The following is a 14383-nucleotide window of genomic DNA, read 5'->3' as shown; positions in this document are numbered from 1 at the left end:
GCCCCGGCAGGATCATTTGTTACGGTGCCAGGTCCATGGCATCTCGAACGAGGCGTTCCAGATGCACATCGCGGTCTATCGTGCGCGAACGCGAATTGTCTCGCCGATTTCGTTCAGGATTGCGTGCAAAGTATCATGGTCTTCATGCCGAACGCGCATCCAAGCGTTGGCCATGTATCCCGCCTCAACCTGTTGCGTCGGAGTGTCGGGCGGAGGAAAGTGCTGGCCGACGACCAAGTTTCCGTACTTGCCAAAGATCGTCTCGGTGCCCTCGTAGCCAGTGATGTGTCCGTCGCATTCTGGCCTCAGGGCGATGATGCCACAGGCATAACGGCGTGATGGACGGGCGTCGCTCGTGTGGTGACACACGGCCAACGCCCATTCGCGATAGAGATCGTATTCGTTGCCCGCACAATAGCTGTCCCACTGCCCGACACCAGGCGGGCGGCAGCCGATCTCGGAGAACTTGAGCCCTTTCGGTCCAAAGAACCACTCCATGTGGGTCGGGGCCGTCGTGATCCCGAGCGCGCCTATCACGCGCCGTCCCATATCACGCAGCTCGGCATATCTGTCCGCCTCGACCGCGTTGGTGGAAATCAGCTGAGGCGAAATCCAGCGCGTGCGCATCGCCTCGAGAACGCCAGGATAGTAGTGGCCAATAAAATCGTGCCGGACGTCGCCCTGGACGGTCACGGTGTCATAAATTCCTTCGTGGCCTTCGATGTATTCTTCAATTGCCGCCGGGGTCCCATCGGCGACGCCGGCCGCGTGGGCCGCTCGATCCAGCTCCGCAGCATTATTGGCCCGGTAAGTGCCTGCAGCTCCAGCGGAATCCCGTGGCTTGATGATCAGGGGGTAGCCGACCGCTTCAGCGAAATCCCAGGCTTCGGAAAGGCTCGAAATGCCACCCGACACAGCAACCGGAATGCCGGCAGCTCGCAGCACTTCTTTCATGGCAACCTTGTCGCGACATAAGTAGGTCGTTCGCGCGGACACCCCAGGAATACTGCAGCGTTCCCTGACGCGGGCCACCGGCAGGGTATGGGCCTCGACCGTCGCTTCCATTCGGTCGATCCACACTCTCGACTGCGCGTCCCGCGTGGCCCACTCAAGGGCGCCCTCGTTTGTCACTGACTCGATCTGCTGGTAATGCGTCAGCCTTGCCCGCGTCTCCGCATCCAACCACTCCAGCGGCCGCTCGCCGATGCCGTAGATGTTTGCTCCGATTGCCGAAAGCGCACGCACGAACTCTCGTTGGTTGGCCGGGAAAGCTGGTTCGATGAAGATGATGTTCAAGACGATGCTCCCAAGTCAGGCGACAAGATCGTCGAGGTAGAGCGGCAGCATCTCGCGCCATGTCGGCCAGTCGTGATCGTAGTTCGCGGCCCAGGGGTCGACGCGATTTGGCACGCCCTTTGCGCCGAGGACACCGGCCATCCGCCAGCTCTCAGACGGATCTTCCCACCGACCCTGGCCAACGGGCATGACGATGAACCTGCTCCGCAGCGTGTCGAGCGCCGGGCCCTCCATCCCGGGCACAAAGGACAGCGGCGAGGAAAAATAGTAGTCCTGATTGCCCTGGAACCCCATCAGCCGTTCGAGATCATAGGTTCCGCTCATGCCGAGCGCCGTACTGAACAGATGTGGATACCGGCACGTAACAGCCACGGCGTTGAACGCACCGATTGAGGCGCCGGCGGCGACCACTTCGATGCCGCCGTCGCGGCAGTCCGTCCGGATCGCCGGGATCACCTCGTATGCGACGTATTCGTGGAACTGGTTAAGGATCCAGCAGCGATGTTCAACCGACCCTTCGTTGGACGCGAGCGCGGCGCCGGCGACGCTGTCGCAGGAGTAGACCTTGATGCGCCCGGCCGAGATGAGGGGATCCAGCACACGGATGACATGCATCCTCTCTATCTCTTCAGCATCGCCGCCCGCGGTGGGAAATAGCAGCACAGGCTGACCGAACGTGCCCCAGCGGACCAACGAGATGTCGCGATGGAGCCTGTCCGACCGCCATCTAGAAACCGTCTTTGTCACCGTATTTTCCTTCCTGCTCGCGCCACAGCTGGATCCTGTCCCAGAAGAGCTGCGTGAATTCCTCGTGCTCATGCCGGGGAAAAAGCGCCTCGACCTTCTGCCGGATTGCGTCGTGCAGCTTTTCCGATCCGAAGAAGTCGTAGGCGAGCTCGTCCAGGTCCTTCAGCTGGTTCTTGCAGAAGCGCCGAAACTTCTCCGTCTCGAACCGTTTGTGGGCGATTTTGGCATATTCGGTCAGTTTTTCACGCGGGGACCGGTCGCTGTTGGCAATCTTATAGAACGGCGACCAGTCCATGTTCTTGCGCATCGGACGGTCTGTTGCCGCGCAGAACAGTGACCAGCGCAGGTTGGCCTTGATCAGCCACGGGAAATGGTAATGCAGCGACGTGACCTGGCTGTCGGGGCAGGCGTTGGCAAAGTCGATCGGGTGCCAGTTTCCGTTCTGACGTAGCGCCTCGCAGGAGTTGAAATCCCAGCCAAAGAAGGCGTTAATCGTCAGCGTCATATCCTTGAGCGTCTGCTGGTCTTCCGCGTCCAGGAATTCGATGTCCTGGCGATAGCGGTCGTGCAAGGGTGCGCCGGGGTCATAGTTCACGTGCCGGACCTGTGGACCTAGCCCGACATTTCGGACGAAGTAATCATGCGGCAGCACCGCCGCCTGCAAGTTCATGATCTCGGTGCCGCTGGCATCGTAGGCGCGGTGCAGTTCCTGCGCATTGTCGATCTTGGTCACGCCCTTCCATCCACCACCGTGGTAGGGCTTCATGAAGAACGGATAGCCGATCTTGTCGCCGATCTCGTCGAGGTTGAACATCCGCGCATACTTGACCAGGGTCGCTTCGAGGTCGTCCGACGGGTCATAGGCCTTGGGCGGCAGCATCCATGTTTCGGGCACCGGCAGGCCGAGCCGCAGCATCGCGGCATAGCTGGTGTGTTTTTCGTTCGACTGAAGTGACCAGGGGTTATTGTAGACGTAGAGCTCATCCATCAGGATGGCCTTCTTGATCCATTCGCGGCTGGTCGAATACCAATGTGTCAGCCGGTCGATTACCACGTCGTATTTCACCGGCTGGTGAAGGCTGAAGGGTTCGATCGTCACCCGTTCCACGGCGAAGTCGTAGGTGTTCTTGCCAAACTTCAGCCCGTCGCGGGTCAGCGCCTCGAAAAGGCTTTCATAGGCAATGGGCCAACAGATGTCGGCGCCCAGCGATAGCCCGATGTTCTTGGTGCTTCTGGCCATGGAAATATCCCCCCAATCATTCCGGCGCCGCACGCGTATCGAACGCCGATTACTCTCTTGGCTGCCGCGGCAGGACCCACATCAAGGCGTCCCGCAGCTGATCCCGCCAGTTGTGCCAATGATGGCCGTCCCACGAGCTTTGGAACAAGACATCAATGCCTCGATCCGCGAGAAGTTCGGCCAAAGCCTTGTTTTCCCCGGCCAACCCCTCCAGTTCACCGGTTGAGACAAAGGCCCTCGTGGCCTCGGGCGCCGGCGCTCGGCGAACGACCTCCACCAGGCGGGCAACCCGATGGAACACCGGATTCGAACGTTGCCGCAGCTTCTCTGGGTCCAGCACAAAGGATCCGGATTTGAGGATCAGGCCACCGAACACCCCGCGGAACCGAAACGCCGTCGCCAGTGATGCGACCGCACCAAGACTTGCGCCAAGTAGCACGCGATCCTGCACCCTCGTCGAGATCGAATACCGGTTGGTCACCGCCGGCAAGAGCTCGCCCACGACATAGCGCGCATGGCGCCGGCCCTGCGGGTACTCACTCATCCTGTCATCGGCCTGTATCAGAACCGCGACGAGAGGCGGGATGTCGCCGGCATCGATCAGATTGTCCAGCGACGTGGAAAGGTCCGCGTATTCGTCATAATCACCGCCGTCGTGGATCACGACCAACGGAAAGTCACGACCATTATCGTAAGTGTTGGGCAGATAAATCCGCTCGTTGCGGGCATGCTCGAACACCGCGCTATCGACGGTGATCTCCTCCATGTGTCCGCGCGGGGCGCCGCGGTTCAGGCTCCATTCCGGTCGGGCATAACCGAATGTCATTGCGACGGAGTTCTCGCCGAATGGATCGCCGGCGCGATGCTGATTTGCCGGATCAAGAATCCAGGCCTCGCCATGGTCGCCTACCACATTCAGCTTATACTCGAACCGTCCTCCGTCCTTGACCGGGAGCCTGAGGAACCACAGGTCGCTGCCAGGAAGGCGCTGAAAGCGCTGCCTGTCCACTCCGGCATTGATCCAACGCAGGATCTCGACCGAATGCGCGTCGCCGCGCCATAGGAACGTCAATGCACCCGGTTCAATGAGCGGCGACGAAATCCCGGACAGGAAGCGGTCGACGGCGAGCGTGGACTTGTCGGCGGCGGCAAGGAAAGCCTGCAGATGTGGATGCAAATTGCCCGCCCCGTGATCAGGGCGATGCGCATCCTCCATGATGGTCGGTACGTTCATGCTACTACTGACCTGCCGTTTTCCGTTCGTCCGCGTTACCACACGGCTCCATGCACTCGACGTAAGGGGTCGGACGGTTGCGCACAATGCCGACGCTGTGGGAGGGGGCGGGCGGTCATTCACTCGTCCTGGCGCTCTCCTCGATGAGCCAATCCACAACGGCGACCTGCGCGTCGTGCTCAGACGCGCCGCCCGCCAGCGCCGCTTGGAAGATACGCAGTTGTTCGTCAGAACTGGTGCCACGACGCGCAATTGTCTTGGCGTGCTCGACTTCCTTGATGCATCCGAGGTCTTCGGCGAATGGCCGCAAGATTTCCACCAGTTCGTCCGTCAGGTCGGCGAATGCCAGCAGCTTTCGCTTGCCGAAGTCCGCCATTTCGGCCTCGACGCCGTAACGCATGGCACGCCACTTGTTTTCAGCGAGCAGGATGCGGCGATAGGTGCGACGGCGTTCGTTGCTTCGCCGCAGATGAAACAGGTAGGCGAGGATCGACTGGTAAAGCGCGGCGATTGTCAGTCCGTCTTCGATATGCGTGCAGATATCGCAAATGCGGATCTCCAACGTCGGATGCTTGCCGGAAGGTCGGATGTCCCACCAGATCTTCGATGGATCCGTGACCATTCCGGTGGCCGCCAGGTCGTCCAGCATTTCGGTCCAGTCGCTCCAACTGTCGAACACCTCGGGGAATCCCGACCTAGGCAGGTCACCAATGATGATGGGGCGAAACGACTTCAGGCCAGTGTCGTGCCCTTCCCAGAACGGGGAAGACGTGCTGAGAGCCAGCAGGTGCGGCATGAAATAGGTGACCTGGCTCATTAGGTCGACCCTGAGATTCTTGTCGTTGATGCCGGCGTGTACGTGCATTCCGCAGATCGCCATACGGCGGGCCAGCGTTCGGTGTTCCGCACCAAGGATCCGGTAGCGCTCCATATCGACCGGTTCCTGCTCGCTCCAGTGTGCCCAGGGATGGGTCGAGGCGGCGATCATGCGCATGCCGAAATCCTTGGCGCATTGGGCAACGGTCTCCCTAAGGTGACCAAGATCCTCACGTGCCTCGGCGATCGTTCCGCAGACGTTCGTGCCGATTTCGACCTGGCTTTGCAGGAATTCAAGAACCACCTTAGGTCCAAGGAGGTTCTGGCATTTTGCCATGAACTCTTGCGGCGGCCGCGCGTATAGAGCGCGCGTCTTGGGGTCCACCAGCAGGTATTCCTCTTCAATTCCGATCGAGAATGCTTCGTTGTCCATGATGTTCCCCGCACTCCGCAACATCCTTCAGATGGCTACGACCTACGTCAAGCCATACTCCGGGTGGCCGCCGTCAGAGCCCTTCGGAGAGCGCGAGGCTTTCTCGTTGCGAGAGTTCCGGTTCGCTTTCAGTTTGTCCCCAACGTCGCCGTTTGCGACCGCGATATTTGGTTCCGGCACGGCGGTGGCCTGCCGGCGGCGTTATGTCTGCTTGCTGCGCATTGCCGACACTCGTAGCGCCCGAAACCTTTGCAGGTGCAGCGTAACCTGTCGAACCGGAAGCCGACATTCAGGGTCGGCGCGGCGAACCGCGGTGATGAGCCCGAAGCGGTCAGTCTACTTTGTCAATGACAGTCTTGATTGAACTTAGGCGTTCGGCTGCAACTCAAATGGGTTGATTGAAATCAAAGCGCTCGCAGAAGTTTGTGTCCACATTTGAAACGGGCCAACGGGGAGGAAAAACCATGCGGAAAATGCTGATCATTCCGTTGATTTTTTCCGGGGGCACAGTTCTTGCATCAGAAGCCGTAGATGTCGCTGTATCAGATTGGCACGGCTGCGCACTGTACGACTCCGGTGAAGTCTATTGTTTCGGTCAGATTGCTGGGAGCGAATTCAATATACCATTCACAGCATATCATGTGCCTGACTTGCCGCCGGCAGTTAGCATTGCAGCAGGAAGGTTTGGAGCTTGCGCCATCGACAAGCAAGGAAGTCTCTGGTGCTGGGGTTATGACTTTCAGAGGTCTCACCGCGCTGGGGAGGAAATTGTCTCGAAAGTGCCGTTTCAAGTTGAAGGTTTGTCTAAGGTCCGTTCAGTAGACATGGGCTACAGCCATATTTGCGCAATTCCTGAGTCCTTAGATGTTTGGTGCTGGGGCGAGAATACCTGTGGAGAGGTGGGCTGTGGTCACACAGACCCGGTTTCGGAACCGACAAAAGTGCCTTACACCGAAGGAGTTCAGTGGATTTCCGCGGGCGTTAACAACACCTGTGCAACATTCAACACAGGATGGCTTGTCTGCTGGGGTTCGGACAATCCTACAATGCCGGGGAAACCGTTTATCTATGAATCTCCCGAGCCCATACTAATGGATGAGGATTACTTCGGAAGCATGAACCAGATCGCAAACGGAAGAAACTTCGCTTGCGGGATACGCTCTTTGGTCAATGGCGAGGTAACATGCTGGGGTTCCAACATCATGGGGCAACTGGGCACGGATACCCCTCGGATCAGTGAGGGACCGGTAGGGATCGGCGAAGTGGACGGTATCACAAACGCAATGGATATTGATGCGACCTACTTCAACGCTTGCGCTGTTGCAGGAGACCAGGTCATTTGCTGGGGAGCGCCACTTTTTTCCGATACCAGCGAAATGTTGCAACCGCCAACTCCAATAGAAGGATTGATCGGCGCGACGAGGGTAGCGATTGGTCCGAACTTCGGTTGCGCTGTTGTAGAAGGCGAGGTCCTTTGTTGGGGTTTTGCAGATCACGAAGGCAAACCGATCATCGAGGGAATGACACCGTCCGCCCCGGTTACCGTTCCCGGACTGCCAGTCGGGAATGCAGACCATAGTTTCGATGAAGGTTTGGAGGCAGCGAAGACGGGCGACTATGCGCTGGCCATGGGGATCTGGTGGCCTTTGGCGCGGCAAGGCGATGCAGAAGCGCAAACAGCACTCGGCACCCTCTACTATAATGGATGGGGTGTTCCAAGAAACGCCGCCGAAGCAGTACGCTTGTACCGCTTGGCCGCTGACAAAGGGTTTGCCAAGGCTCAGTACTACCTCGGCGATCTGGTCGAAAAAGGTAAGTACCTTCCCATGGATTTGGCAGGTGCGGTTCATCTTTACCATCTTGCCGCCTTACAGGGCTATGCGCCTGCGCAATATCAACTGGGTGTTATGTACCGGGATGGACGGGGTACCGAGAAGAATTCCGTTGCGGCTCACATGTGGTTTTCTATTGCCAGTCAAAACGGCGAAGACCGTGCTGGCGGAGCTGTCGAGTGGCTGGAGTATTCAATGGAGCCGGGCGAAATTGTGAAAGCCAAAGACCTCGCAAAAACTTGCATGGGCTCGAACTACCAAGACTGTGGTTAGATCGCTTGCAATCGCTAGCCGTCGCGTCCGAGGTGAATGACTGTTTCGTCCGCTGACTTGCCTTTGATGCGTAGCGCGGCGAACGTCCGGTCCTTGATTGCCATGCAGGATACAAGGCGAGGAAGGCGGGGATTTCTGCACTGCCGAGAATGACCGCACAGTCGGCAAAGCAGACTTGCTGGCGACATGGCCGCTCGGTGTCTGTGTGCTCGGGCCGACAGGTCCGATGACTGCGCTTTGCGGCCGTTGGCCGGGAGCGGCACTTCGCACGCGCAGCAAGGTTTCCGACCGATGCGAACGGCCCAAAGCAGCCGCTCGCTTCCTTGATTAACGCTGCAGCGCAGCTTGACCGTACTGGTCATTCGTACGCCGCGCAGAGTTTTCACAGGGCGAGCGACGCCAACGCGTTCAAATCGACGGTACCGCGTGCGACCAGCGGCACCATGGTCCGCAGCAAAGGATCGTGGTCGCGAGCGAGACATGGGTGGCGCAGATTTCTCCGAGGGAGCCGCGGATTTCGATCGCGCCGTTCAGCACAAGTCGCCCCTACATTCATACAGTGGTAATGGCGTTGTCATGGCTTTGCCCATGGATGCCCGCGCCTTCAGCTTGTTCTTCGACAGCGCAAGGTTGGCACATCGCGGTGACATCATGAGAGAGCGGCATCCACCCCATTTTTATCGATTGAACGCCTGATATTATAGCGACTTACATCTTTGTAACGGATTCTGCCCCGCTTACTTGATCGTCCTCGGCTTCGGCATCGTCCATTCACCGGTCTGGATCGCTTCGCCCGGCAGGTAATATCGAGCGGAAATGTCGAATGCTACTTCGGGCACATAGAGACAATTGATGTCCGCTTCCGTGCACTTTGTCTTGAACAGAAACGTGACCGTACCATCGCCGTTCTTATCTGCCATGGTGTTGTTGATATGGTAGCGATCGTCCGGATTGTCGAAGAACCGGCCCGTTGACGTTTCATAGACCGTGACGGACCAAAAGGCGTCCACCGGCGGCTCGGCCGTCTTGATCGTGTAGGGGCCATTCGCTCCAACCAGCGGGTCACCATTCTCGTCGGAGAAAAAGGCTTCATAGGCGCTGTGAGACGGCACCGGACCACCCCATGCATGCTTGGCGCTGGCGGCTAACAGCAGGTAGGACACTTTGTCTGGGACGTCACCGGGACCGGCGACCATGTCCCGGAAGGGTACGGTCTTCATCACCTCGTCCATTTGGGCTTCGGCTGTCTCGACCGTCTGCTCGTCGAATTCACTCAGCAGGTCGAGCGACTCTATCGACGAAATCTCCGGCCCGGAGATCCCGATACCCCTGTGCACTGCCTCTGCCCTGGCGACGTCCTCCGGGTCGTGCGGGTCTTTGACTTCGATCCGAACCACGACAGGAACAAGTTTCGACGGGGCTTCGATCAACTCCCCCTCGGCAGCTTCCGGCCTTTCACCATAATAGAGCACGTAGCTGCCCTCGGGCCGAATGATATTACGGAAATTGACATTGCGGTCATCCATCAGCTGGAACGAACTGAAGCGATCAGGATCGGCATTTTCCGAGGTCAGAACGACCGGTCCTTGGGACAGATCCGCATAGGCCTGCTTGTAGAACGTATCGTTGTTCATGCGAACAACCATATCTTCCCCGGCCTTGAAAATAACAGGCTCGGCGCCGGCCGCCCATGCATTGAGTTTCGCCGGATCGCCGCCTGTCTGGCTCATCATGTAGTTGAACGTCTCCTGGTAGGGCAGACGCCTGAGGTATTCATTGACCGCGTCGCTCTGGGCCGTCGCGTGCATCGGGGCGATGACTGCTGCCATCGCAAAAGCCAGTGTCAGGAAAATACGCATTTCCATTCCTCCTTTAGTTGGCCAACTGTACGGCTGGCGGCACCCAGCTTTCGTTCAGGACCGCTTCGCCCGGGACGTACAGCCTCAGCGCCAATTTGAATGGTCCTTTGCCGGGGGCAGGAAGCCAGTTGGCCTCCTTCTCGTCTCCCGGCGTTTCGGCCTGAATGAATATGGTCAGCGATCCGTCCGGGTTGGGCGTCATCCCGCTTCGATCCCCGATCGCGTATCGATTCAGAGGGTTGTCCACCAGATACCCTTCGAGATCGTACATCGTCATGGACCAGAAGGCGGCCGCTGGGGGCCAGGCCCCTTCGGCGAAGGTCAGGGTATATGCGTGCTCGCCGGTCAATGGATTGCCGACGGCGTCCAGCAACGTCAGGGGATAAAAGGCGTCCTCGATCAGGTTTCCGCCGATACCGACAAATGTCCACGCCGCGCGATAAGCATAGCGTGTCCCGAACCGCCCCATGTCGTAGGTCAGGCCCCAGTTGTTGACCAGCTTGCCAAGTTGTCGGGATTCCTCTGCCAGCGCGACCTTCGCATCAGCGACGCCTTCGTCTACCCCGGTCCGCAGATCGTCGCTCATCTCAGCAGTCGAGAACGGCGCGCCGGGTTCGATTCCCAGCGGGCGCAGTTTCTCCAACATTGGCGCATCGTCGGCGTAGGGCGGATTGGTCGCCAGAAGTCGATTAAGGTTGCTGAAGAACTCCTCGGAGCTGAGCGCCAGCACCTGATCGTTGACCAGCGTCTCACCATCCACGCCCGCCTTGAGCGGGACGTCGGACGGGGGCGTATAGGGCCGCCCCCATGCCGAGAGCGGCGCCAGCGTGTAGTTGTCCTGAATGGCGTTGACGAGGTCATATTCCTCGGCCCCGGAGCAATACGTGCGCCCGCCAATCCCGGCGAGGTTGGTCGGGCTGCGCAGCACTTCCAACCCCTCGGGAACAGGCCCGTCCCAGTCCGGACCCGCGATCAGGAAGTCATGCGGCCTGTCACCATCGTGCGTGCGTGATCCCGGAGCCGCCGGCACCCCGTTCCAGGCATCGACGATCTGCATCACCCAGTAGCGGTCCCCCATCGCTGGGACGGACAGCACCAGAGGCTCGTCCGAAAGGTCGATCCAGCTCAGTGAATAGAGGTTGTCGACGTTGAATCCGACGATCGACCGGTTCGAGGCGTCGATGAACTGCCGGTAGTGTACAAACTGGTTGACCGGCGCCTTGGCCGCTCCGGGCTTGGTCACATGGGTCAGAAAGTCGGCCTGGATCTCGAACATCACCAGTGGCATTCCGAAGAGCCATGCGTCCTTTGCCAGGGCTCGCGCTTCTTCCGGCGTCAACTCTGTCTCTGCAAGGGACCGGGTCGCCGGAAGAACGACGTTTGTCACAGTAACGACTGCAAGCAGCGCAGACGCGAGCAGGCCACGATAGAAATTCCGCATGTTGAAGCCTCCATTACATTACAATGGGAAAGCAGATGGTTTCCCGGAAATGAGCGACCCCCACGATCCGCAACCTCGCCGGGGCGCCTCCTGGCGTTCGATGTCTCATCCGACACATCATTCGACACGCACGATGCCAGGCATGTTGTATCTGCCATCAATGAGCGAGGAATAAGGACCGTAGAACCGGGCGGTGAACTGGAAGTCTCCCTCCGGCGCAGGCAGCCAGTTCTGCAGCTGCAAAGGATCCTCGGGTTCCTCGGTCTGAATATAGATGACGAGCTTGCCGCCTTCGGTTTGCAGCTTCCCGCGTTCCAGCATGTAGCTGTTGAGCGAATAACGGTCGATCGGGTTGTCCACGAAGTAGCCTTCGTTGTCGTAGAGGGGAATCTCCCAGAACTCCGTCACCGGTGGCATGTCTTGCAAATCGAAGGTGAGCGTGTAGCGGTGCGCGCCGGTCAACCGGTCTCCATTGGAATCCGTCATGCAGAACGTGCCGATATGGGACCTTGATGGCACCGGCGCCAGCACGGCGATCAACCCGTAGTAGGCCCGTTGCCGCCAGTTCGTGTCCTTGTAGTCAAGGTCACTCGTGAAATCCCAGCCGTTCCGCATGACGCCGGTTCCCGTCTCCGCAACCGCAAGGGCATCGGCACGGCCCTGTTCGATCCCGTCCGAGATGGCAGCAATAATCTCCGGGGTAAGCGTCTCCGGATCAAAGGTCATTCCCCGCTTGAGCCCGAGACGCGCGAACCGCTCAAGGGCGAGAATTTCCTGATGCCCGTCCTCTTGCAACGTGAAGGTCGGGTCGGCGAGCACCAGACCCACCCAACGCAGAAAATCAACGCCTGCAAGACGCGCCGGTTCCACGATGGTCTCCATGCCGGGATAGGTCGGATAGTCGGCTTTTGTCTCCAGAACATCATCGGGGCGTACATCCGTCCGGCCCGCCGCGATCCAGTCGCTGAGCGACATTACGGTGAAGCCGTCCTGAATTGAATTGACCACTGCCAACTCTTCTTGGGTGTCATCGGTCAGCGCCACGCGCCCGAGAATACCCGCGAAGTCCGAGCCTGACTTGACAATCTCTTCGCCGACGAACCCGTCCGGAAACTCCCCGCTCCAGTTCGGCCCGATGAGCAGGCGCCGCACTTGGCCCGGCGCATTGAACTGGCTGCCGATCATGTGCCACCAGCGGGCATAATTGTCGTAGAACTGCAGGCTCCAATAATGATCGCGGATGTCCGGGGTGGTGATCACCACCGGCTCTTTCGACAAATCGAGCATCGCGTTGCCATAAAGCGTGGTCGCATTGGGCGTGGTCGCGATCCGGGGCAACGCCTTGAGCGGCGTCCTGTTCCAGTTCAGGCGGTTGATGCCATAATTCAGCGGGCTTTGTTCGTTCTGCGCAAAGTTGTAGCGCAGGTGATAGAGGGCGACCGGGTGCATGCCCCAGAGGAAGACCTCCCTGCCGATCTCGCGCGCCTCATCGGTGGTCAGGTCCTGAGCAGCCTGAGCCTGCGCTCCTTCGGGGCGCGCTCCGACCACAGCAGCTGCGGTCAGGCCAGTGAACGAAGCGACGATTTGCCTGCGGGTCGGTTTCATGACGAGTTCCCTTTCTGATGTTTCGGGTATCGCTCGGCGTTGCTGGATCACCAACTGGCTGGGCATTTGAAGGCTTTCGGATCGCCCGAGAAGCCAAGACTATCTCTCGTAAGACGTCTTTTCAGATACTTGCGCTCTACTGGACCGGCTCGACCGTTGGAAAGGTCCATGATCCATCAAGAACTTCGGCCCTGGGCTGGTAGACCTGCGGAAGCATATAGCAACCTGAATGGTTAGGCCTTGATCTCACGCAACGATATGCGATCGGCTTCGTCGCTCGATATCCGGTTCAGCGCAGAGGGTCGGTGAACGCGCACTGGGCCCACGCCAGAGAGCATCATCGCCCTGACCGTGAAAGCCGCTGCGTATCGACATGCTGGCCCGCGATCGACATGGACGAAGCGTGGGCTTCGAGAATAGTAGAGCCAAATCAAGCCGACCTCGCGGGCTTCAATCGAAAAAGCCACCAGATCATGGCCCGACAAGGCAGCGTGGAAGGCCGTGCCGCACGCGGCAAATTAGCGCGGCTTGGTTTTCGTTGTGCAGCAGCGACTGGGCTCCGTGGCAGTCGTGCAGCCAATGCCCCGGCTGGCGGTGCGGGAGGCCGCGCGCTGAGCCCCCGGCGCAAAGCAGCGCGCGGCCCGCCTACGACGATGGCGCAATGGTGTGAATGTCCGCTCTATCGTCATCGAGAAGAAGGATTTGCACCCGCAGCGAAGGTCGACTTCCCGCCCTTCCTTACGAATGCTGCGCGCGCATCGGTCGAGATTTCGCGCTTGCGGCTAAGGTCCGGTAGGTCGGCAGAGCTACTGATATCGGTCGTCAAGCGGCGGAACGGTACCCGCGTTCTCCCGTTGTCGTGATCGGCATCGGCTGGATCTCCGACAATGTCGAGGTCTCTCGCCGATCCCGTCAGGAAAGCGCAAGAATTGGGCCGTCGAGGAGGCGCACCAGGTCTCCGAAATAGCCACCGGACCGGGCGGGCTGCGTCGGGTCGGAGGTGATCGCGACAGCCAGGTCGCGCCCCATGTGAGCGGCGATGATCTGGCCGCCGTAGCCGCGGCCGAGGACATACCCCGACGGAGATACGAACCACCCGTAGCCGTAGGAGAGGCCTGACCAGGGCGAGCGGGTGTGCGGTCTGGTCGAGGCTTCGATCCAGCTTGTCGGAATGACCTGCTCGCCGTCAAAGACACCTCCGTCCCGAAGCAACGTTGCGACCTTGAGCATAGCAGTCGGCCGCAGCGCCATTTCGTTCCCACCCAAAAAGTACCCCTGTGGATCTCGGGTCCAGGCGGGTATCTCGATGCCGAGGGGAGCCCCGAGGCGCGAGCGCGCCTGTTCCAGAAGGCTCAGGCCCGTGGCCTCGGCAAGCACGGCGCCCAGAACGTGCGTGGACCCGGTCGAGTACAGCATTCGCGTGCCCGGTTCCGCGACCATGGGGCGGGAGAGCGCGTTGGCGACCCAGTTCGATGAGCTGACCCATTCCCCATAGGCAGAGCCGGACGTCCGCTCGAGGCCGGCGCGGAGCGTGACCAGGTCTTCCATCGTGATGTCCGCCGCACCGGGTGTCGCGTTCGTTGGAAGGAGGCGCGGCGCCAGATCGG

The 14383-nt window shown here is 59.6% G+C and carries 10 protein-coding genes; 1 reads left to right on the top strand and 9 read right to left on the bottom strand.

The features are described from left to right. Positions 1-75: 75 nt before the first annotated feature. The 5 genes from ACFQ2S_RS13325 to ACFQ2S_RS13305 form a co-directional block, all read right to left on the bottom strand. A complete protein-coding gene (locus ACFQ2S_RS13325) occupies positions 76-1296 on the bottom strand; it encodes an ATP-grasp domain-containing protein (protein WP_386075151.1) in 1221 nt (406 codons plus the stop codon). 15 nt (positions 1297-1311) lie between these two features. Next, positions 1312-1911, bottom strand: a complete 600-nt coding sequence (locus ACFQ2S_RS13320; RefSeq protein ID WP_386075150.1) for an alpha/beta hydrolase-fold protein — start codon at positions 1909-1911, stop codon at positions 1312-1314. Positions 1912-2023: 112 nt separating this feature from the next. Continuing rightward, complete coding sequence (locus tag ACFQ2S_RS13315) at positions 2024-3283, bottom strand: ATP-grasp domain-containing protein (RefSeq protein WP_386075148.1); 1260 nt, start codon at positions 3281-3283, stop codon at positions 2024-2026. 49 nt (positions 3284-3332) lie between these two features. Continuing rightward, positions 3333-4517 (bottom strand): alpha/beta hydrolase-fold protein, encoded by a 1185-nt coding sequence (locus tag ACFQ2S_RS13310; RefSeq protein WP_386075146.1) that lies wholly within the window; start codon positions 4515-4517, stop codon positions 3333-3335. A gap of 115 nt (positions 4518-4632) precedes the next feature. Further along, on the bottom strand, positions 4633-5766 hold the full coding sequence (locus ACFQ2S_RS13305; protein WP_386075144.1) for a carboxylate-amine ligase: 1134 nt from the start codon (positions 5764-5766) through the stop codon (positions 4633-4635). 464 nt (positions 5767-6230) lie between these two features. Between ACFQ2S_RS13305 and ACFQ2S_RS13300 the strand changes: the two genes are divergently transcribed. Then, on the top strand, positions 6231-7871 hold the full coding sequence (locus ACFQ2S_RS13300; RefSeq protein ID WP_386075143.1) for a hypothetical protein: 1641 nt from the start codon (positions 6231-6233) through the stop codon (positions 7869-7871). Between the two features lie 737 nt (positions 7872-8608). Here the strand turns inward: ACFQ2S_RS13300 and ACFQ2S_RS13295 are convergent. The 4 genes from ACFQ2S_RS13295 to ACFQ2S_RS13280 all read right to left on the bottom strand — a co-directional run. After that, entirely contained in the window at positions 8609-9730 is a 1122-nt protein-coding gene (locus ACFQ2S_RS13295) for a DUF1214 domain-containing protein (protein ID WP_386075141.1), read from the bottom strand. A 13-nt stretch (positions 9731-9743) separates the two neighbouring features. Beyond that, positions 9744-11171, bottom strand: coding sequence for a DUF1254 domain-containing protein (locus ACFQ2S_RS13290; protein WP_386075139.1), 1428 nt, complete (start codon positions 11169-11171; stop codon positions 9744-9746). 117 nt (positions 11172-11288) lie between these two features. Further along, positions 11289-12776 (bottom strand): DUF1254 domain-containing protein, encoded by a 1488-nt coding sequence (locus ACFQ2S_RS13285; protein ID WP_386075137.1) that lies wholly within the window; start codon positions 12774-12776, stop codon positions 11289-11291. Positions 12777-13688: 912 nt separating this feature from the next. Further along, a partial coding sequence (locus ACFQ2S_RS13280) for a serine hydrolase domain-containing protein (RefSeq protein WP_386075136.1) occupies positions 13689-14383 on the bottom strand: 695 nt, incomplete at its 5' end.

The organism is Tropicimonas aquimaris (assembly GCF_042676185.1).
In the GTDB taxonomy this organism is placed as follows: domain Bacteria; phylum Pseudomonadota; class Alphaproteobacteria; order Rhodobacterales; family Rhodobacteraceae; genus Tropicimonas; species Tropicimonas aquimaris.
The sequence above is the reverse complement of the archived record's forward strand: the minus strand, read 5'-3'. Positions and strand labels throughout refer to the sequence as shown.